This is a genomic window from Acinetobacter sp. V116_7 (assembly GCF_056735735.1).
The window spans coordinates 469,957-490,326 of record NZ_JBWZIF010000014.1 but is presented as its reverse complement, the minus strand read 5'-3'; the positions used below and the strand labels follow the sequence as shown (position 1 = coordinate 490,326).

At 38.6% G+C, this 20,370-nt stretch carries 18 protein-coding genes and 1 tRNA gene; 10 read left to right on the top strand and 9 right to left on the bottom strand.

The genetic code is table 11. The features are described 5' to 3' along the window. From AC1PJP_RS06835 to AC1PJP_RS06825, 3 genes are all read left to right on the top strand, one after another. On the top strand, positions 1–2,634 hold a 2,634-nt coding region (locus tag AC1PJP_RS06835; RefSeq protein WP_479766716.1), incomplete at its 5' end, for a BapA/Bap/LapF family large adhesin. Positions 2,635–2,778: 144 nt separating this feature from the next. Beyond that, positions 2,779–4,434 carry a poly alpha-glucosyltransferase gene (locus AC1PJP_RS06830; protein ID WP_252058862.1) on the top strand — a complete coding sequence of 552 codons (1,656 nt, stop codon included), beginning with the start codon at positions 2,779–2,781 and terminating at the stop codon, positions 4,432–4,434. After that, positions 4,431–6,161 (top strand): CapA family protein, encoded by a 1,731-nt coding sequence (locus tag AC1PJP_RS06825; RefSeq protein ID WP_479766715.1) that lies wholly within the window; start codon positions 4,431–4,433, stop codon positions 6,159–6,161. Before AC1PJP_RS06830 ends, AC1PJP_RS06825 begins: the two co-directional genes overlap by 4 nt. Positions 6,162–6,166: 5 nt before the next feature. On the opposite strand, the gene AC1PJP_RS06820 is transcribed toward AC1PJP_RS06825, so the two are convergent. Then, the gene (locus AC1PJP_RS06820) at positions 6,167–6,883 is read right to left on the bottom strand and encodes a zinc metalloprotease (RefSeq protein WP_479766714.1); all 717 of its coding nucleotides are present in this window, start codon (positions 6,881–6,883) and stop codon (positions 6,167–6,169) included. A gap of 81 nt (positions 6,884–6,964) precedes the next feature. On the opposite strand from AC1PJP_RS06820, the gene AC1PJP_RS06815 reads away from it, so the two are divergent. Then, on the top strand, positions 6,965–7,294 hold the full coding sequence (locus tag AC1PJP_RS06815; RefSeq protein WP_081309557.1) for an MGMT family protein: 330 nt from the start codon (positions 6,965–6,967) through the stop codon (positions 7,292–7,294). Positions 7,295–7,364: 70 nt separating this feature from the next. On the opposite strand, the gene AC1PJP_RS06810 is transcribed toward AC1PJP_RS06815, so the two are convergent. From AC1PJP_RS06810 to carA, 5 genes are all read right to left on the bottom strand, one after another. Beyond that, entirely contained in the window at positions 7,365–7,802 is a 438-nt protein-coding gene (locus AC1PJP_RS06810; protein WP_192455087.1) for a universal stress protein, read from the bottom strand. 123 nt (positions 7,803–7,925) lie between these two features. Then, positions 7,926–8,558 carry a CatB-related O-acetyltransferase gene (locus tag AC1PJP_RS06805; protein ID WP_447499853.1) on the bottom strand — a complete coding sequence of 211 codons (633 nt, stop codon included), beginning with the start codon at positions 8,556–8,558 and terminating at the stop codon, positions 7,926–7,928. A gap of 74 nt (positions 8,559–8,632) precedes the next feature. Then, positions 8,633–9,109 (bottom strand): transcription elongation factor GreA, encoded by a 477-nt coding sequence (gene greA / locus AC1PJP_RS06800; RefSeq protein ID WP_005307940.1) that lies wholly within the window; start codon positions 9,107–9,109, stop codon positions 8,633–8,635. A gap of 88 nt (positions 9,110–9,197) precedes the next feature. Further along, positions 9,198–12,428, bottom strand: a complete 3,231-nt coding sequence (gene carB / locus AC1PJP_RS06795; protein WP_192455085.1) for a carbamoyl-phosphate synthase large subunit — start codon at positions 12,426–12,428, stop codon at positions 9,198–9,200. Between the two features lie 14 nt (positions 12,429–12,442). Next, positions 12,443–13,582, bottom strand: coding sequence for a glutamine-hydrolyzing carbamoyl-phosphate synthase small subunit (gene carA, locus AC1PJP_RS06790; RefSeq protein ID WP_005307938.1), 1,140 nt, complete (start codon positions 13,580–13,582; stop codon positions 12,443–12,445). A 123-nt stretch (positions 13,583–13,705) separates the two neighbouring features. On the opposite strand from carA, the gene AC1PJP_RS06785 reads away from it, so the two are divergent. Both AC1PJP_RS06785 and AC1PJP_RS06780 read left to right on the top strand, forming a co-directional pair. Beyond that, positions 13,706–13,864 carry a hypothetical protein gene (locus AC1PJP_RS06785; RefSeq protein WP_081399114.1) on the top strand — a complete coding sequence of 53 codons (159 nt, stop codon included), beginning with the start codon at positions 13,706–13,708 and terminating at the stop codon, positions 13,862–13,864. 29 nt (positions 13,865–13,893) lie between these two features. Beyond that, complete coding sequence (locus tag AC1PJP_RS06780) at positions 13,894–14,481, top strand: hypothetical protein (RefSeq protein ID WP_192455084.1); 588 nt, start codon at positions 13,894–13,896, stop codon at positions 14,479–14,481. 59 nt (positions 14,482–14,540) lie between these two features. On the opposite strand, the gene AC1PJP_RS06775 is transcribed toward AC1PJP_RS06780, so the two are convergent. After that, positions 14,541–15,077, bottom strand: a complete 537-nt coding sequence (locus AC1PJP_RS06775) for a DOMON-like domain-containing protein (RefSeq protein WP_004790459.1) — start codon at positions 15,075–15,077, stop codon at positions 14,541–14,543. Between the two features lie 16 nt (positions 15,078–15,093). Then, positions 15,094–15,417 (bottom strand): ribosome assembly RNA-binding protein YhbY, encoded by a 324-nt coding sequence (gene yhbY, locus AC1PJP_RS06770; protein ID WP_004790462.1) that lies wholly within the window; start codon positions 15,415–15,417, stop codon positions 15,094–15,096. Between the two features lie 199 nt (positions 15,418–15,616). Here yhbY and rlmE point away from each other — a divergent pair, with 199 nt between their 5' ends. From rlmE to AC1PJP_RS06750, 4 genes are all read left to right on the top strand, one after another. Further along, positions 15,617–16,267 carry a 23S rRNA (uridine(2552)-2'-O)-methyltransferase RlmE gene (gene rlmE / locus AC1PJP_RS06765; protein WP_004790464.1) on the top strand — a complete coding sequence of 217 codons (651 nt, stop codon included), beginning with the start codon at positions 15,617–15,619 and terminating at the stop codon, positions 16,265–16,267. 133 nt (positions 16,268–16,400) lie between these two features. Beyond that, positions 16,401–18,296, top strand: coding sequence for an ATP-dependent zinc metalloprotease FtsH (gene ftsH, locus AC1PJP_RS06760; RefSeq protein WP_034591375.1), 1,896 nt, complete (start codon positions 16,401–16,403; stop codon positions 18,294–18,296). 135 nt (positions 18,297–18,431) lie between these two features. After that, the gene (gene folP, locus AC1PJP_RS06755) at positions 18,432–19,283 is read left to right on the top strand and encodes a dihydropteroate synthase (protein WP_479766713.1); all 852 of its coding nucleotides are present in this window, start codon (positions 18,432–18,434) and stop codon (positions 19,281–19,283) included. 132 nt (positions 19,284–19,415) lie between these two features. After that, the gene (locus tag AC1PJP_RS06750) at positions 19,416–19,730 is read left to right on the top strand and encodes a DUF5713 family protein (protein ID WP_005307931.1); all 315 of its coding nucleotides are present in this window, start codon (positions 19,416–19,418) and stop codon (positions 19,728–19,730) included. A gap of 416 nt (positions 19,731–20,146) precedes the next feature. Here the strand turns inward: AC1PJP_RS06750 and AC1PJP_RS06745 are convergent. Then, positions 20,147–20,232: transfer RNA gene (locus AC1PJP_RS06745), tRNA-Leu, on the bottom strand. Positions 20,233–20,370 lie beyond the last annotated feature (138 nt).

The following is a 20,370-nucleotide window of genomic DNA, read 5'->3' as shown; positions in this document are numbered from 1 at the left end:
GCACCGACGCTTGCGATCAGTGCAACTGACCTTAACCTGTCTGTAGGTGAAAGCACCACAGTAACCTTCACATTCAGTGAAGCAGTAACTGGCTTTGATGCAACAGATGTGACCTTGGCAGGTGGTACGCTTACTGGCTTGACCACAGCAGATGGTGGTGTGACCTGGACAGCGACCTTCACTCAAGATGGCAGTGCAACAGCACCGAGCATCAGTGTGGCGGATAACACTTATACTGACCTTGCAGGTAACCTAGGTACTGGTGCGGCATTGGCTGGTTTAGTGGCAGATATTGTTGCACCGACGCTTGCGATCAGTGCAACTGACCTTAACCTGTCTGTAGGTGAAAGCACCACAGTAACCTTCACATTCAGTGAAGCAGTAACTGGCTTTGATGCAACAGATGTGACCTTGGCAGGTGGTACGCTTACTGGCTTGACTACAGCAGATGGTGGTGTGACCTGGACAGCGACCTTCACTCAAGATGGCAGTGCAACAGCACCGAGCTTGAGTGTTGCAAATAACACCTATACTGACCTTGCAGGTAACCTGGGTACTGGCGCTAACCTTGCTGGTCTTGTTCTTGTGCCAACAATTACTGCACATGACAATGTAGATAGTGTGGCAATTGATATTGTTCCATTAACTACAACGGGTATTAATGCTGGTTCTGCAACCTATCTAGCATTGATAGGCGTAACTGAAGGTCTCAACGTATCGCTTCTAGGTACCCCGAGTGTGAGCTTCAGTATTGCTGCTGGACATACTTCAGACGCAACGATTAGCTATGGCGCTTTACTAAGTTTGTCTTTGCTTAACGACTATAAAATAGTGTTACAAAAACAAGCACCAGATGGTTCGTGGCAGAATGTTGCAGGTGATGCTAGTACGGGATTAATTAACGTCGGAATACTCGGTGGTAATGGATTCGGTGCGACTATCACAGACTTGGCAAGTGGTTCTTATAGAGCGTTTATGGTCTATACCGGTGTTGGTGTAGGATTGTTAGGCACAATGAGTGTGGTTCGCGATGACTATAATCACACAGTAGTACCTACATATAGTGCAGCAACAGTGAGCGGTAATGTGCTTACTGATGATGATTCAACTATATATGGTCCTTCATATGTACCAGATACAATTACTGGAACAACAGTTGTGTCTACTGTTGTGGGTGAGCAAGTAGGTGCAATACCAACATCTATTGGTTCTTCAACCCCAGTAATAGGAGCTTATGGAACACTTACTATTTCTGCAAATGGTTCATATAGCTATACACCAACTGCTAATGCTGCAAACATTGGTAAAGTAGATAGCTTCACTTACACGATTACTGATCCTGTATCAGGTGGTACTAGTACAGCGGTATTGCACATACAGATTGGGTCACCTGATGTCAGCATTACTTGGAATACAGCTAGTCCTGGAACGGATGGTACGACTCAAATCGTTGCCAATGCAGACCAAGCTGTTGCAACGGTTGACTTTAGCAACTCAACTGATACACCTGTAGATGTTCCAAGTCCGGTCGTATCTGTAAGTATAATTGGCTCAAATAGCGTATTATCAAATACCTTTACTGTTGGAGCAAATGACCTAGTAGATGTACAGGTGGCAGCAACTTATGCCAACCAACCTCTAGTAAGTGTGTTGCCAACTGTGAGTTATGTTGTTCAACAATTTGTTGGTGGAGTATGGGTTGATACTACTTATACCGGTTCAGCAACTGCACTTGGAAGTGTGGGAACAATTAGTTTGGGAACTGTAGCTTTCCAAGATGCTGTTCTACACTTAGGAGCTGGTACATACCGTGTTCAATATACGTTGACTGGAGTATCACTTGGAACAACAACGTTGGATACCCAAGTAACGACAACTACAACGCATTTGAATAATTATTCATCTGATTGGATTCATGGAAACATTGTCCATGGTGACACAATTGGTGGGGTTGCAGACAGTGGCATCTTTACCGCTGATGGTGTCAAACTCTATGTTGAAACAAGTCCTGGTGTGTATGTTGAGGCTACTGGACAATCTATCACTACTGCGAATGGTACGTTTGTGATCAATTCAAATGGTGACTATGATTACCGTGCCAATACTACATCGTTAACATTAACCAATCCAACCGATACCATTAACTATAAGTTGGTGGCAGCGAATGGTTCCGAGTCTTTATCATCATTGACAATTAACCTGACTACTTCTGATTACAATACTCATGTAATTAGCACAACAGGAAATGACACGTTCAATACGGATACTGGCACGATTGGGGCTGGTTCAGATACTCTCATTTATCATGTATTAAATAACGTTGCTATAGGTAATGGTGGTAATACAGGTGGTAATGGCGTAGATACTTGGACTAACTTCCATGTGGGTAATGTTGCGACAGATCAGCAAGCTGATTTGATTGATATCAGAGGATTACTCGATGGAGCTCAAACAGACCTTACTATTGGACAATATATCAATGTCGTTGTAAGTGGTGGTAATACAACTATTCAGATTGACCGTGATGGATTAACAGGAATTATTCCTACCAATAACTTTACGAATCTGTTGGTTTTACAAGGTGTTACGACTAGTGAGGCAGAGTTACTTGCTAATGGTCAAATTATCTATTAATAGATAATTAACCAAATAAAAAAAGAGCCTTCGGGCTCTTTTTTTATGTTTAAACAATACGTTAATCTAGCTTTTAGCTTGTCCGTGCTATGATGTATTGAAAATTTTATAGAACAACAATTAACGAATAGGGACTAAATTCGAGTGACGGCATTTTTAAAATTCCAAAGAAAAATGAGCCTTTGGTTAGAACACGTTGTTCAGCACATTCCGAGTCTTAAACAGGATATTATTTTATTTTTATCTTATGGTCCTAAAGACCAGAGATGTAGCGTTTGGCACAGTGAGAAAACAAATTTAGAGCAGGCCAAAAAACAATTATTAGATTTTATTAATGAACAGTTTGCACAGTCACCGCTGGATGATTATATAAAAATTGATGTGGCATACAACTTAACGAAACAAGCTTGGAAGGAAGTAGAGCAGCAGGTTCACCATCAATTTCACAACAATCACTACCGTAAAGGGATTGGATTTGATGAACACTGTTCAGTAGCTTTTCTCGAACAAGAGATTTATGGAAAAGCAATCATTCGAGGCCTGAGCTACGACAAACCGAACTTTTTTGATGAAACAAATCTGAATTATGCAGTTAAGCAAAAATATAACGCTCCAAAACCACAGATTAAATTACAAGAGCTGCAAGACATTTGGACTTTTGATACCTACGCAGCATTTTATGAAAATGAGGAATTTATTAACTTAGCGAGTGGTTATGATGTAAATGGAATTAGAGGAATTTCAAGCAATAAAAAACAGCATTTTCAGCATCTAATTGAGCAAAATTCGGCATTTCTGCATGACCAGATTCAAGAAAATGGCAAATTTATTTATGGCTATTTCTCTGCCTATGATCGGGACATTCGTAACTACAATACAGTGCGCCACTGTACCTCAGTATATGCCTTACTAGAAACTTTTGAGGTGCAGAGCAAGCCAGAATATTGGCCCAAAATACATGCTGCCATTCACTATGCACTGGCCAACTTTTATAAAGAAAAAGACTTAGAAACTGCTTTTATGATTGATGGTAAAGAAGGGGAATTCGAAATCAAATTAGGTGCCAATGCGGCCGCCATTTTAATGTTAACTAAATATCAAGAAATTACTCAAAAAAATGATTATCAAAAATATGCAGAAAAACTAGCAAATGGTATTTTAAAATTAGTCGATTCAAATGGCTCAACAACTCATGTATTAAATTATCCAGATTATGATTTAAAAGAAAAATTCAGAATTATTTATTATGATGGTGAAGCTGCTTTAGCTTTATTAAGGTTATATCAAATTAATCAAAATTCTATTTTATTAGAAACTGTTAAATTAATGTTTGAATATTTTATTAAAAATAGATATGAAAAATATCATGACCACTGGTTAAGTTATTGTACAAATGAACTCACTAAAATATGCCCCGAAGATAAATATTTTATTTTTGGTTTAAATAATTATTTAAAACATTTTATTTTTATTAAAAATCGAAAAACAACATATGCAACTTTATTAGAAATGCTAATGGCTGCTTATAAAATGGTGAACCGTTTAAAAGAGCAGGGGCGGACAGCACTTTTTGAGCAGGCGTATATGCCTGAGCTTCAAAAGCTAATTGAGTTTAGAGCTGATTTTCAAACTACAGGATTTTTTTATCCGGAAATGGCGATGTATATGGCTCGGCCAGATAAAATTTTACATGCGTTTTATATTCGCCATGATCGTTTTCGAGTACGGATTGATGACCAAGAACATAACTTATCGGGTTACATCGCTTACGTTAAAGATTACAAAGGTGATGAGCCATGAAATATCAGCCTGTTGAAATCAAGTTATTAGCACATATCGATACGACAAGTTTCGATGAAGATTTATGGCAATTCGAATTTGACGATGATATTTCAACACTACTGCTAATCGACTATGCATTAGAGCAATTTCAGCAAAAAAATGTACAAGCTCAAGATGACTATGTTGTCCCTGGACACCTATCTGAGCAATTAGGTCAGCAAAATCTAGGCTTAAAACCTTCGGAACATTACACTTTTACTGATCTATTGCAGTTGCTAATTTTCACCCAAGCAGTAGATGTGAAGGATGCTTTAAGCAATATGCTCTGCGGTACAGATGAGCAAGCCTATTTAATTTTGTCAAAAAGAGCTGCTACTTATAATTTAAATTTGAAAAAAGAAAGTACACAAAACCAGTTAAAACATTTGTTTTTATTAGTTAAAAATATTTATAGCCATCCAGCTGAAATTAGAAAACTTTTCTTTATAAAAGAGCTGAATTTTAAAGGAAAGTTTTATCTACCACAGACTCTATTAATGGCACAGAATGTAGTAGAGGTCTTATATCTTACAAATTCATTTAGAAAAATTTATCTGACGTTCTTTGAGGAAAACCAGACTATCGGTTTCTTTTCTTTCTTAGATGATATTCATCGTGCTGAGCACTTAATTCCTTATTATCACTGTTTTCAAGCACAGACTGTAAGACCTAAAGTTTGTTCTACCCCAAGTGGCATTATTAACATTTTAGGTGATACCTACTTTGGGGAAATCTACACCGAAAAACGTAAGGCTAAAGGGCAAATAGATGCTCTGCAACAGTATGGATATGACTATTCATTTAAAAAAATAAAAGCCTTTTTAGGGGAACATGACCTAAATATTGCTAACTTTGAAGCGGTTTTCTCTTTAGAAAAACAATCTCCTTTAGTACATAAAAAGTCATTTATTCTTAAAGCTGATGCAGAAGAAACATTAGCAGCGTTCAAAAATATTCACCTTAACCATGTGGTATTGGCAAATAATCATTTAAAAGATTATGGGGATCGTGGATTAGCCTATACATTACAACAATTTGATCAGGCTAATATTTCTTATATTGGTGCAGGCACAAATCAAAAAGATGCTCATAGCCACTTTGAAATCACTTTTAATAACAAGCATTACACTATTTTTAACGGCTATTGGCACAGAGACACTGCCTATCTAGATTATGATTTTTATGCCTTAGGTCCTAAGAGTGGAGTTGCATGTCTAAATGGGGTTTTGCTTGAACAAATAGGTCGTTATAAGCAGACTAACCCTGAGCATAAAGTTATTGTTATTTGTCATTGGGGCATCGATTTTAAGCCGATTACCAAGGAACAGAGCAAGCTTGCTGATATTTTGACTCAAGCTGGTGCGGACCTCGTTATCGGTCATGGAGCTCATACCATTCAACCGATTAAAGTGATTAATCAGAAGCCTGTGGTATTTGGTATTGGGAATGCGGTTTTTAATAGCAATGGTGAATATACAGAGCAAAACGCTTTGCCGTATGGATGTATAGCACGGCTAGATTTGTCAAAAGATCGACTGCGTTTATATCCAATCTATACCAATAATTTGAAAACATTTTGGCAACCGCATCCAGTCAATGAAGACGATTTTTCAGAGGCCAGCAATTATATAACTTCATTACTGACTCCTGAAAATTATTATGCAGCACAAGATGATTTAGGTTTTTACGTCGAAATGAGTTTTTAAAATCTTTATGGATAACGTTGGTAATTTTCTAAAATTGTTTGAAGTTGGACCGGTGTAAAACCTAAATTTCTAAGTCCACCGCTGCCACGTTTACATTCGGCACTCGCCATGATGTTGGTTGGTGTACGTTTTGTAGCATTCGGCGCGCAGACATGTTTTAGTCCGAACACATGCCCCATTTCATGTACGCTACCAGCCTGAATATTATAATTGAGTCGGTTCCAATCTAATAAAACAAAAGGTTTACCATTATTACGAAATGCTCTACTTGTTACATCTTCAAATTTCCATTTAGTAGAATAGGCATCATAAATAAAAACGATGACTTCCTTGCTGGCAGTTCTTTTAGGAAAGCAGGTGTTTACACTGGCAGGAATAGTTTCAGTAGAGATCGGGTAGGGTTGATTGATCTGCTGCTTTAAATCGCAATGTAATTTTGAAAACTCTTCGTAAGGGATATAACGGTGTAATTTGAATTTAAAAATCTTATTATTTTTATCATCTACATAATATTTATTTAATATTTTGATTTCTTTACGCATCTGTTGGTAATTATCAAACTTCGTAGCTTCTGGAGAATTAGTGGTAAAAACGAATGTGACAGGAACGATAGGGCGGCCATCTATTGATACTTTAGGTACTTCTCCTGAAGGAATAGGAGGGCGAGTAGTACAAGAAGCGCACAGTAAAGTCCCAGTAACCACCAATAATATTTTTTTCATGCAGATTTCCCTCAAGCCCACCTTGGATTGCATTTAGTTTTAGTCAAAAATTTTTATATGATATGAATTATGTCAATTTTTATGGAGTCCATTTTGACAACTCAGTATGAACTACATCGGCAGATTTTAGAAGTCATTGCTTTGATTCCTTACGGAAAAGTCGCAACTTATGGGCAAGTAGCTCGTATGGCAGGGTTACCTAAACATGCGAGATTAGTTGGCTATGTTTTGAAACATCTTGAAGCAGATCATCAAGTCCCTTGGTATCGGGTTATTAATTCTCAAGGCAAAATTAGCCTAAGTAAATTTAATGACAAAGGTGAAAATGTTCAGCAGTTAAAGCTAGAAGCTGAAGGAGTCTATTTGTTAAACGGTAAAGTAAACTTAAAGCAATTTGCTTGGCAGCCTTAAAGATCCTGAAAAGGCTTTTTTTAAATCATTGCCTAAATTATTAGAATTAACAAAATAGGCAATATTGAAATTATCGAACAATTAAAACAGGAATATGACTTTCGCCTAAGACTTTTTGTGCAACACTACCCAGTACAAGTTTTCGGACCCCTGTACGGCCATGAGAACCCATAACAATCAGATCTGCATTTAAGTCTTGAGCTGCCTGAATAATCTCTTCATGTACAACAAAACCTTCAAGTAGTTTGGTTTCGACAGTAATGCCTTCATCGGCAAATTCTTGTTTTGCGTGTTTTAAAATATCGAGTAAATAGGTTCTTGTCCGTTCAATCAAATCATTCGTTTGACCAGTTTTTACATAGGCGTCAGCAATAAATGGATCAAGAGCCATAACTTGCACAACCGTAATTTTGCTATTTAACGCTTTTCCCAGTTTGATTGCCTCTTTCATGGCAATTAAAGAAGTTTCAGAACCGTCAATTGGTACAAGAATATGTTGATATAACATGAGTGTTTTCCTTATTGTAATGATGCTTATTTATTCAATACTTTATACTTATTTTTTGACGATTTAAATTCAAGCACGTAATCATTTGTGAGTTTATACCAACAAATTTTTGTAGATATATTTTTATAGATTCCGCAAATTTTCCATATGTATAGATAAAGCATCTATATCTTCAGTTTGTAAATATTCGCGTATTTTCAAAATTTGCTTCTCATCCAAATCATAGAGTTTTAAAGCAAGCAGTTTATCGATTTGTTCTTGTGGAAAACGATATTTAATAATTTTTGCAGGTACGCCACCTACAATTGCATAGGGGGGAACATCTTTAGTGACCACAGCTCCAGTTGCAACGACAGCACCTTCACCAAGTGTGACCCCTTGCATAATCATTGCACGACTACCAATCCAGCATCCATCGCCAATTACAGTATTACCAGCTGCTAAAAAACTACGGGTATCAAAAGGGAAAGTCGAAATCCAGTCTGGTCTATGAAGTTGGTTGCCACCCATCATAATGACGCATTCAGCACCAAAGCAAACAAAATTACCAATATAAAGTTGGTCAATTGGTTTGTCTGGTGTCGAGGCTTTATCATGTAAGTAACGCACGACACAACGTTCAAAACCTTGATCCCAATAGGCTGAATAATATGAGTAATTACCTTTAATATGGATATTCGGGTTTTTAACAGTTTTATGGATAAATTCAAACTCACACCAATGACGAACTGGTGTGTTAATTAAAGAGTTATCCATGTGTGATTTCCCAAAAATATATCAATGATATTGAATAAAAACCCCTCATAAAGAGGGGCTAGTTGTGCATTATCTTAGAGATATTCTACACTTACGATTTCATATTCGACTTCGCCTTGAGGAGTCACGATTTTTACTTCATCGCCTTCACTCTTACTCAAAAGACCACGTGCGATTGGTGAGTTCACCGAGATTTTATTAATTTTAAAATCTGCTTCGTCATCGCCAACAATTTTATAAGTTTTACGTTCTTCAGTATCAAGATTTTCAATTGTTACTGTTACACCAAAAACAACACGGCCATTTTGCTCAAGTGTTTTAACATCAATTTCTTGAGCAGCGCCTAATTTACCTTCGATATCCTGAATACGACCTTCACAGAAACCTTGCTGTTCACGTGCAGCATGATATTCAGCATTTTCCTTTAAGTCGCCATGTTCACGTGCTTCTGCAATAGCTTGAATAATACGTGGACGTTCAACAGATTTTAAATGTTGTAATTCTTTCTCTAAGGCAATTTTACCTTCAGGGGTCATTGGATAGCGTTGCATTTTGGTCCCTCTTAATTTGAGAAAACACAGTTAAAAAAAATGAAAAAATCCCGCCACCGATAAGGTGACGGGACTTATCGGTAACAAATTAACCTACAGTTAAATCTTGCAAGCGGTATACATCCATTGGCAATTTCACATCAAAAGCTTGGCAAACAGCTTCTGCACCATTGATAGTCGTTGTGTAATACACTTTGCCTTGTAGGGCAGCACGACGAATCATTGCAGAATCATATTGAGCTTGTTTACCTTCAGTGGTATTGACAATAAGGTGTATTTCACCATTTTTCAAGCGGTCAACAATATGTGGACGACCTTCAGTCACTTTATTCACAGATTCGCATTCTAAACCTGCTTCTTTAAGTACTAGGTATGTACCACCTGTTGCAATAAGCTTGAAGCCATATGCAGCTAATTTCTTAGCGATATCTGCAATATATTTCTTGTCAGATTCACGTACAGATAAGAAAGCATGTTTTACTTCGCCTTCAGTCGGTAAACCTGGTAAGCGATCATTTGAGCCTAAAACAGCTTTATAGAATGCTTCACCAAATGTTTTACCAACGCCCATTACTTCACCTGTAGATTTCATCTCAGGTCCAAGCATTGGGTCTACGCCTTGGAATTTAGCGAATGGGAAAACAGCTTCTTTCACAGCAAAGTGCGTTGGAATGATTTCTTTAGTAAACCCTTGAGATTCAAGAGATTGACCAGCCATACAACGTGCAGCTACTTTTGCTAAAGAATCACCAATACATTTCGATACGAATGGAACTGTACGTGAAGCACGTGGGTTAACTTCAAGAACGTAAACATCATCGCCTTTAACTGCGAACTGAACGTTCATCAAACCAACCACACCAAGTTCTTTTGCCATCGCAACAGTTTGACGACGCATTTCATCCTGAATTTCTTTAGATAAAGAATAAGGAGGAATTGAACATGCAGAGTCACCTGAGTGAATACCTGCTTGTTCGATGTGCTGCATGATACCGCCGATCACAACGTCTTTACCGTCAGATACACAGTCAACATCAACTTCAGTTGCATCATCTAGGAAACGGTCAAGAAGAACAGGGGCTTCGTTAGATGCCTGAACTGCTTCACGAAGGTAACGTTTAAGTTCTTCTTCGTTGTATACGATTTCCATTGCACGACCACCTAATACATAAGATGGACGAACAACTAACGGATAACCTACTTTCGCAGCTTCAGAGATACCTTCTTCAGCAGATTTTACAATGCTGTTGTTTGGTTGACGAAGCTGTAAACGTTGGATCATTTGCTGGAAACGTTCACGGTCTTCTGCACGGTCAATTGCATCTGGTGATGTACCAATAATTGGTGTACCAGCTTCTTCTAAAGCACGTGCCAATTTAAGAGGTGTTTGACCACCGTACTGTACGATCACGCCTTTTGGCTTCTCAGTACGTACGATTTCAAGTACATCTTCAAGTGTTACAGGTTCGAAGTACAAACGATCTGATGTGTCGTAGTCAGTAGAAACAGTTTCAGGGTTACAGTTAACCATGATTGTTTCATAACCATCTTCACGCATAGCTAATGCAGCGTGTACACAGCAGTAGTCAAATTCGATACCTTGACCAATACGGTTTGGACCACCACCAATCACCATGATCTTGTCACGATTTGATGGATTTGCTTCACATTCTTCATCGTAAGTTGAATACATGTATGCAGTACCAGATTCAAACTCGGCAGCGCATGTATCAACACGTTTGTAAACTGGATAAACACCCAAGTTCCAACGTTGTTTACGGAATTGCTTTTGTGAAATACCCATGAGGTGTGCAATACGAAGATCAGATAAACCTTTGCGTTTGAAAGCACGGATATTGTCAGCGTTTAAGTCACCAAAACCTAAAGCTTTTACTTCAGCTTCAGTTTTAACGATGTCTTGAATTTGAATGAGGAACCAACGATCAATTTTGGTTGCTTCAAACACTTCATCTAAAGAGAAACCATGACGGAAAGCATCTGCTACATACCAGATACGCTCAGGGCCTGGAACTTTAAGCTCTTTTAAAATGGTTTCTTTTGCATTTGTTGCGCCAGCTTCGATTTTTTCATCGAAACCGCTTACACCAACTTCAAGACCACGTAATGCTTTTTGTACAGATTCCTGGAAGTTACGGCCAATTGCCATGACTTCACCAACAGATTTCATCTGAGTGGTAAGAACTGGTTCTGCTTGCGGGAATTTCTCGAAGTTAAAGCGAGGAATCTTCGTTACAACATAGTCAATCGATGGTTCGAAGCTTGCAGGAGTCACGCCACCAGTGATGTCATTTTTCAATTCATCAAGGGTATAACCAACAGCAAGTTTTGCTGCGATTTTTGCGATTGGGAAACCTGTTGCTTTAGAAGCAAGAGCAGATGAACGAGATACACGTGGGTTCATCTCAATGACAACCATACGTCCATCTTTCGGGTTAATACCGAACTGAACGTTAGAACCACCTGTTTCAACACCAATTTCACGAAGAACTGCAACCGAAGCATTACGCATCAATTGATATTCTTTGTCTGTTAATGTCTGAGCAGGAGCAACGGTAATTGAGTCACCCGTGTGAACGCCCATTGGGTCAAAGTTTTCGATCGCACATACGATAATACAGTTGTCGTTTTTATCACGAACAACTTCCATTTCGTATTCTTTCCAGCCAATTAAAGATTCATCAATCAATAACTGGTGAGTAGGAGAGAGGTCAAAACCACGTTCACAAATTTCAAGGAATTCTTCGCGGTTATATGCAATACCACCGCCCGAACCACCCATTGTAAATGATGGACGGATAATTACTGGGAAACCAAAGCGTGACTGGATTGCTAAAGCTTCTTCCATTGTTTCAGCAATGGCAGCTTTTGGACATTCCAATCCAATTTTACGCATAGCGATATCGAAGAGTTTACGATCTTCGGCTTTCTCAATCGCTTCTTTGCTTGCGCCAATTAATTCAACATTATATTTTTCAAGAACACCATGCTCATCAAGTGCGAGGGCACAGTTCAATGCAGTTTGACCACCCATAGTTGGTAATACTGCATCTGGACGTTCTTTTTCAATAATCTGTGCAACTGTTTGCCAAGTGATCGGCTCAATATAAGTTGCATCAGCCATTGAAGGATCTGTCATGATGGTAGCTGGGTTAGAGTTAACCAAAATAACACGGTAGCCTTCTTCACGAAGAGCTTTACATGCTTGAGCACCTGAGTAGTCAAACTCACATGCCTGTCCAATCACAATCGGGCCAGCACCAATAATTAAGATGCTTTTAATATCCGTACGTTTAGGCATTATTCGCTCCGTAATTACTGTTTAGATGCTTCGATAAGTTCGATGAAATGATCGAACAAAGGTGCACAATCATGTGGACCAGGACTTGCTTCAGGGTGACCTTGGAAGCTGAAAGCTGGTTTGTCTGTGCGGTGAATACCTTGTAAGGTGCCATCGAACAATGATTTATGCGTTGCTTTTAAGTTAGCCGGTAAAGTTTCTGCATCTACAGCAAAACCATGGTTCTGTGAAGTAATCATCACTGTACCATCTTCAAGATTTTGTACAGGATGGTTAGCACCGTGGTGACCATGGTTCATTTTTACAGTTTTTGCACCAGAAGCGAGTGCCAAGATTTGGTGGCCTAAGCAAATACCAAATACAGGTAATGTTGTGGTTTCAACAATAGTTTTTACAGCTTCGATTGCGTAATCACAAGCAGCTGGATCGCCAGGACCATTTGAAAGGAATACGCCATCCGGATTAAGTGCCAATACTTTTTCAGCCGGAGTTTCTGCAGGTACAACGGTTAATTTGCAACCGCGGTCTGCAAGCATACGTAAGATGTTGGTTTTGACACCGTAATCGTATGCAACTACATGATATTTTAATTCAGGTTGAGAGAAGCCCTGACCTAGAGTCCATGAACCTTCAGACCATTCAAAACCAGTTGGATCACAACATTCTTTTGCAAGGTCTAAGCCATTTAAGCCACCAAAAGCACGAGCTTTTGCAATTGCTTCTTCTTCAGTAATATTTTCACCAGCAAGGATGCATCCGTTTTGTGCACCAGTCTGACGTAAAATACGTGTTAATTTACGCGTATCAATATCTGCGATTGCAACAACATTGTGTTCTTGCAGATATTCGCTCAGCGATTGCTCAGCACGGAAGTTACTGTGTAGTAGAGGAAGGTCACGAATAATTAAACCATTCGCCCATACTTTATGGATACGACCAGATTCAACGTCTTCCGCGTTACAACCTGTGTTACCAATATGAGGGTAAGTTAATGTCACAATTTGTTGTGCATAACTTGGGTCAGTCAAAATTTCTTGATAGCCAGTCATGGCTGTGTTAAAAACGACTTCTCCAGTCGTACTTCCCGTTGCGCCGATTGACGTTCCTTTAAAGATCGTTCCATCTGCGAGGGCTAAAATGGCGGGGATGCTCAAACCAAAGCTCCTGAATTTCGGCTGTAAAAAAGCGAGTAGACCCAAAAAAGATCGGCAATGTTTGGATAAAACATGCCCTCCCTATCGGTCTGCCCGCTTGTAACTTAACAGCGCATTATACGCATGGAACCCCTAAAAGTCTATTTCTTTTCTGCTAAAAAATATAATTCATTGCTTGCTTTTTATAAAAAAATTATCCACTCATCTGAATCAGATACTTTTGATAAATTGTCTAACAATTTGCAAGGAGAATTCTTTGAACTGGATTTATTGTATTGCTAGTTAAAAAATAAACAATATGAGGAAATAGTATGAGCAATAATGAAGTTTCAAAAGAAGTGAGTGAAAAAACTCAAGCAGTAGTTGAATCAGTCAAAGCTGAGGTCAATGAAGTGAAAGAAACGATAGCTGCAACTACAACTAAGGCTAAAAAAACAGTAACCGCTAAAACTGCACAGGTAAAAGAAACTGTTGCTGAAAAAACTGAGCAAGTTAAAGAAGTTGCTACTGAAGCTAAAGCTCAGGTAAAAGAGGCGATTGCTGAAACTCAAGAACAAGTCCAAGAAGTTTTAAGCGAGGCTCAAGAGAAAATTGAAACTGAAACTCACGAGTTAAATAAAAATATTCAAAATCAATTTGTCCAAATTAAACAAGATATTTTACAACGTCTTGATGTGATTAAGGCTCAGTTTAGTACTTCGCAAGAAGGCTTATCTGATCTTAAAAATGCTTTGAAAGCAGAAATTAATGCGCTTATTGAAGATTTAACAAAAGTGAGCAAAGAGCTTAAAGGTGATATTAGCCAGATTTCTTTGAAACACAAAGATTCTCTAAGTGAAAGTATTAAACGTACTAAAAATAATGCAGTCGAAGCTTGGAATAAAGCACGAGACAATTAATGATCTCTGCTTTGGTCCAGCTATAAAAAAGCGAGAATTAATTTCTCGCTTTTTTATTTTTAGAACTGATGTAACCAGTCACGTTTATTATGGAAATCTGCACTTTTTCCACTATGCTGCATTGCATAGTACTGCATACCTTCTTTGGTTTTTAAAACTGTAGTTAAACCTAAATAAAGGTTTGCCCATTTCAAGCGATGCTGTTGCATAAATTGCCCTAAATCGAGACTAACATTTAAGCCATAGTGAGTACGCTTGAGATGATTCAGTTCAATATCGTAAGCAGCAAGGGGAGGTATACTTTCTGGATAGCGATATTCTTCAAACTGATATGATTGCCATGCTTGAGAAGGGGAAAGATTAATCTCCCGATAATAATCTTCATCATGCACGCCAACAAAAATTTCGAAACAAGTTTCTTCCCACAAAAAATCTTGACGAGGATGAGCCGCGACTTCTTGAGGCCAGATAATAAGTTGATTTGGATCACGAATCCAAAAACCGATATTTAAAGTATAGGGTGCTTGCTGTTCAATTGCGCCAACAACGGAAACAGCATGAAAACGATCAAAAGCTGAAAGTTCGTAACTTGCCATAGTTTGTCAAATTAAATTAGTTTGCTAAGTGAGCGTGACGAACAAGATTAGACAAATGCTGGTTTTGTTTAGCTGCTTTTTTGTAAAGCAAAACAATTTTACCAATTTTTTGCACAGCTTCTGCACCAGTTGCTTCTACAATTGCTTCAATTGTTGCAGTACGTGCTTCACGGTCTTCACCAGCAATCTTAACTTTAATAAGCTCATGGTCGTTTAAAGCACGAAGCGTTTCTTCGATTACCGCGTCTGTTAAGCCTTGTCCACCAATCATGACAACTGGATTAAGCACATGACCAATTTGACGTAAACGTTTACGTTCATGGATAGATAAAGCGGCCATTAAAAATACCTGATTTTAAAAACGGCTTAGTATAGCAAAAAACTTAAATCCAGATGTACGAAAAACTGTATAAATAATCGATCAACATTATTGGAAAAAAACTGTAAAACTTAGTGAGATTACGCTACATCCGTACTGTAATGAGAGTAATTTTCACGTACAATGAACGATCAGAAGTTTTTTTGATATTTAGTGAGTTATGGCAACACGCATTACAAACCAGAAATTGTCGAAAAGTAGTCGTGCGTGGATGAGAGAACATCTAGACGATCCTTTTGTTAAAAAAGCTCAAAAGGAAGGGTATCGTGCTCGAGCGGCCTATAAACTTCTTGAAATTCAAGAAAAATATAAGCTGATCAAGCCAGGCATGACGGTAGTAGATTTAGGCGCGGCTCCTGGTAGTTGGTCTCAAATCGCTGGGAAACTTGTTGGTAGCAAAGGTTTAGTGATTGCTTCCGATATTTTGCCTATGGATGCTTTGCCTGATGTCACTTTCTTACAAGGCGACTTTAGAGAAGAAGATGTATTTGAAAAATTGTTAAATATTTTAAATGGGCGACAAGTAGACATTGTAATTTCTGATATGGCCCCCAATACATCTGGTAATAGGGCTGTTGATCAACCTAGACAGATTTACTTATGTGAACTGGCTTTAGATTTTGCTCAAAAGGTTCTTGGTCCTAATGGACAACTTGTGGTTAAAGTGTTCCAAGGTGCAGGATTTGATGAGTTTCGTAAACAAGTAGTTGATAGTTTTGATGTGTTAAAAACAGTAAAACCAGCAGCTTCTCGTGCACGATCTAAAGAAGTTTTTTTGGTTGGACAAGGGCGTAAGAAAGCATTGCAATAAAGTTTACTTGCCAAGCTCCTAAAAATTGTGCATTTTGTACTTTTAGGTTATCCGCAAGCAATACAGTTGCTGCTTTTATGACGATCGGCCAAGATTGGGCATGATCAAATTAGATCGATATGGGAATAAAGCTTTGAGCGATTACTTCAAGAATGCCGTATTGTGGCTAATAATACTTGGTGTTCTGATTTTAATTTTCAGTAATATCAGTGACCGCAACAAGCCTACTGCGATGAAATATTCAGATTTCGTTGCAGCGGTGAATAGTGGCCAAATTAAGCAAGTCACAATTGACGGTTTAAATATTAATGGTGAAAAAACTAACGGATCACAGTTTGAAACTGTTCGTCCGCAAGTTGAAGACACTGAGCTTATGCCAAGCTTAAATAAACAAAATGTTGTTGTTGAGGGAACAGCTCCACAACGTCAAGGCATTTTGATGCAACTTCTCATTGCTAGTTTCCCTGTACTGTTAATCATTTTGTTATTCATGTTCTTTATGCGTAACATGGGTGGTGGTGCAGGCGGAAAGAATGGACCGATGAGTTTTGGTAAATCGAAGGCAAAAATGCTTTCTGAAGACCAGATCAAAGTCAATTTTTCTGACGTCGCCGGCTGTGATGAAGCAAAACAAGAAGTTGTTGAAATTGTTGATTTCTTAAAAGACCCTGCAAAATTCAAACGTTTGGGCGCGACTATTCCTCGTGGCGTACTTATGGTTGGTCCTCCGGGTACTGGTAAAACATTATTAGCTAAAGCAATTGCTGGTGAAGCGAAGGTTCCTTTCTTCAGCATTTCAGGTTCTGACTTTGTAGAAATGTTCGTAGGTGTGGGTGCGTCCCGTGTCCGTGATATGTTTGAGCAAGCGAAGCGTCACGCGCCATGTATCATCTTTATCGATGAGATTGATGCGGTTGGTCGTCACCGTGGTTCGGGTACAGGTGGTGGTCATGATGAGCGTGAACAAACCTTAAACCAGATGCTTGTGGAAATGGATGGTTTTGAAGGTAATGAAGGCGTAATCGTTATTGCTGCAACTAACCGTGTTGATGTGCTTGATAAAGCATTATTACGTCCAGGTCGTTTTGACCGTCAAGTAATGGTTGGTTTACCGGATATTCGTGGTCGTGAGCAAATTCTGAATGTACATTTGAAAAAATTACCTTCAGTTACAGGCGTAGATATGAAAGTGTTAGCACGTGGTACGCCAGGTTTCTCTGGTGCACAGTTGGCTAACCTTGTTAACGAAGCTGCATTATTTGCTGCACGCCGTAATAAAAATACGGTCGACATGCATGACTTTGAAGATGCAAAAGACAAAATCTACATGGGTCCAGAGCGTAAGTCGATGGTTCTACGTGAAGAAGAGCGTCGTGCAACTGCTTATCATGAAGCAGGTCATGCAATTGTTGCAGAGATCTTGCCTGGTACAGATCCTGTCCATAAAGTAACGATCATGCCACGTGGTTGGGCTTTGGGTGTAACTTGGCAGTTACCTGAACAAGACCAGATTAGCCATTATAAAGACAAGATGCTAAATGAAATTGCAATTTTGTTTGGTGGTCGTATTGCTGAGGAAGTGTTTATCCAACAGCAATCTACTGGTGCTTCAAACGACTTTGAGCGAGCTACTAAAATGGCGCGTGCAATGGTTACTAAGTACGGTATGTCTGACAAAATGGGCGTAATGGTTTACGAAGATGAAAACCAGAATGGTTTCTTTGGAAATGTAGGAAGCCGTACGATTTCTGAAGCAACTCAACAGTTAGTTGATGAAGAAGTACGTCGTATTCTTGATGAGCAATATAAAGTTGCACGTAATATCTTAGAAGGTAACAAAGATATTGCACATGCAATGGTAAAAGCTTTGATGGAATGGGAAACTATTGATCGTGATCAAATTCGTGACATTATGGAAGGTCGTGAGCCACAACCACCTAAAGTCTATGTTGCTGAAAATCCAGTGGCTGCATTTGAACCACCAAAAGATGGTCCATCTACACCACCACCATTACCAGCAATGAACTAAATGAGTTAAGCAAAAGAGCCACAGTCATGTGGCTCTTTTTTTATGCATGTATTTCAGACAAAGCCGAAAAGAAATCAGCAGTATATTGATCAGAGTCTTGTTAAAATGTTGCCGAATATTAAATTGGAGCTTGTCATGCAGTTAATGCCTTTACCTCAGCAAATTCTACAATGTGGGCAGCTTCAGTTGGATTTATCACAGCCTCATGTTATGGGTATTTTAAATGTCACGCCAGATTCTTTTAGTGATGGTGGAAAACATAATCAAGCAGATCAAGCTATTGCTCATGCGCTAATCATGATAGAGCAGGGCGCTACCATTATTGATATTGGTGGGGAATCTACCCGTCCGGGGGCATCTGAGGTAAGTGTAGAAGAAGAAATTAGAAGAGTTGTACCTGTAGTTGCAGCTTTAGCTAAACATGATGTGATTCTATCAATTGATACGAGTCAGCCAGATGTTATCCGTGCAGCAAAAGAAGCGGGTGCTCATATTTGGAATGATGTACGTGCGCTTACTCGACCAAATGCTTTAAAAACGGCAGTAGAGTTGGATATCCCTGTGGTGATTATGCATATGCGTGGTGAGCCCACCACAATGAATCAGCTAGATCAATATACGAATGTGACATTGGATGTAATGCAAGAGCTTCAGCAGCGCGTTGAAGAGGCTTTAACTGCAGGTGTAAAAAAACAGAATATTATTATTGATCCTGGATTTGGTTTTGCAAAAAATGCGCAGCAAAATTTAAGACTGTTAAATGAATTCTGGAAGCTTAGTGAAATGGGTTATCCAATTTTATCTGGCCTTTCTCGTAAACGTTTTATTGGTGAAGCTTTACACGGCGTAGCTGCAGATGAGCGCGCAGTGGGAAGCGTTACGGGGCATTTGCTTAGCATTCAGCAAGGAGCGTCAATTGTTCGAGCACATGATGTAAAAGCTATGCATGATGCAATTCTTGTTTGGAAAGCGATGAAACAAGCTTAAAAAATAGGCTTTTATAATCAGACTATGATTGATTAATTTCATGGGTTAGATGATTGAGTCAGGGAAAATTGTCGTTATTGTTTTGAAAATATGTTATAAGCGGCAGGTTTCTGCTGCTGTGTAAACTTTTGTATGTTCGAAGACTTACTTCTCCCAATGTTTGATGACGAGTATTATCCAGATATTTTAGTCGCTGAACTCAAGCAGTTAATTGAACAATTTGCCAAAAAAGTTCAGAAGCCTGCTTTAGCTGATCAGGATATTTATCGATATGCTCATCAAACTGTAATTGAAATCAATGAAATGAAACCTCAGTTCGAAGATCTAGATTCTTCCTTGGATGATAGTGCTGCTGACTATATTGCTGAAGCAATGATGATGGTGGCACAGGATGCAGGATATCTAGACCTTGAAATGGAAGAGCTAGTGATGAATCGAGAGTGGTGATTACTCTCGATTCACAATACCTTCAAATGCATCTAATAAATGACAAGATGCTTTTAAATGAATTTCATTTATTTCCTTAATCTTTAAAATTAAAACACTATCTTTTGAGAGTCGGCATCTGCTAATAAAGTGACCTAATAAGTTTCTTTTTTTGTTCTAATGCTTTGAATTTATCTATTATCTGTTTGGATGCTTTAATTAAATAGTCATGTTTGGTGATAGAGCAACCTGAAAAATACTAATGGTTATCTCTGAAATAAACAGTGCTAGAAAAAAGATCTGTAGCATGAATCTTTGTTAAGAGAAGAATGCTAAATAAAAGTAATAATATTCTTATCATACAATTCATTTTAATTAGGCATAAAAAAACCAGCTTACGCTGGATTCTTTGTAGCACCAAATTCAATATTTGAAAATGGTGCCCGGGGCCGGACTCGAACCGGCACGCTTTGTGGGCGGGGGATTTTAAATCCCCTGTGTCTACCTATTTCACCACCCGGGCATGTGCGCAATAATAGAGGACAAGTACGCGATTGGCAAGAGAAAATCAGATAGTTTGCTTTATTTTCAATCAGTTCTTGTTAGTATTTATATAAATTAACCAATTTATGTCATGATTTGTTCATTAAACTGAGATCAG

Excerpts from the sequence above, each read along its gene's own strand:
- AC1PJP_RS06785 (WP_081399114.1), top strand. The coding sequence starts at position 13,706 with ATGGAACCCCTAAAAGTCTATTTCTTTTCTGCTAAAAAATATAATTCA.
- rlmE (WP_004790464.1), top strand. The coding sequence starts at position 15,617 with ATGGCAACACGCATTACAAACCAGAAATTGTCGAAAAGTAGTCGTGCG.
- folP (WP_479766713.1), top strand. The coding sequence starts at position 18,432 with ATGCAGTTAATGCCTTTACCTCAGCAAATTCTACAATGTGGGCAGCTT.
- AC1PJP_RS06775 (WP_004790459.1), bottom strand. The coding sequence starts at position 15,077 with ATGGCAAGTTACGAACTTTCAGCTTTTGATCGTTTTCATGCTGTTTCC.
- AC1PJP_RS06810 (WP_192455087.1), bottom strand. The coding sequence starts at position 7,802 with ATGTTATATCAACATATTCTTGTACCAATTGACGGTTCTGAAACTTCT.
- AC1PJP_RS06825 (WP_479766715.1), top strand. The coding sequence starts at position 4,431 with ATGAAATATCAGCCTGTTGAAATCAAGTTATTAGCACATATCGATACG.
- greA (WP_005307940.1), bottom strand. The coding sequence starts at position 9,109 with ATGCAACGCTATCCAATGACCCCTGAAGGTAAAATTGCCTTAGAGAAA.
- AC1PJP_RS06815 (WP_081309557.1), top strand. The coding sequence starts at position 6,965 with ATGGAGTCCATTTTGACAACTCAGTATGAACTACATCGGCAGATTTTA.
- AC1PJP_RS06750 (WP_005307931.1), top strand. The coding sequence starts at position 19,416 with ATGTTCGAAGACTTACTTCTCCCAATGTTTGATGACGAGTATTATCCA.
- AC1PJP_RS06780 (WP_192455084.1), top strand. The coding sequence starts at position 13,894 with ATGAGCAATAATGAAGTTTCAAAAGAAGTGAGTGAAAAAACTCAAGCA.
- yhbY (WP_004790462.1), bottom strand. The coding sequence starts at position 15,417 with ATGGCCGCTTTATCTATCCATGAACGTAAACGTTTACGTCAAATTGGT.
- AC1PJP_RS06820 (WP_479766714.1), bottom strand. The coding sequence starts at position 6,883 with ATGAAAAAAATATTATTGGTGGTTACTGGGACTTTACTGTGCGCTTCT.
- carB (WP_192455085.1), bottom strand. The coding sequence starts at position 12,428 with ATGCCTAAACGTACGGATATTAAAAGCATCTTAATTATTGGTGCTGGC.
- AC1PJP_RS06805 (WP_447499853.1), bottom strand. The coding sequence starts at position 8,558 with ATGGATAACTCTTTAATTAACACACCAGTTCGTCATTGGTGTGAGTTT.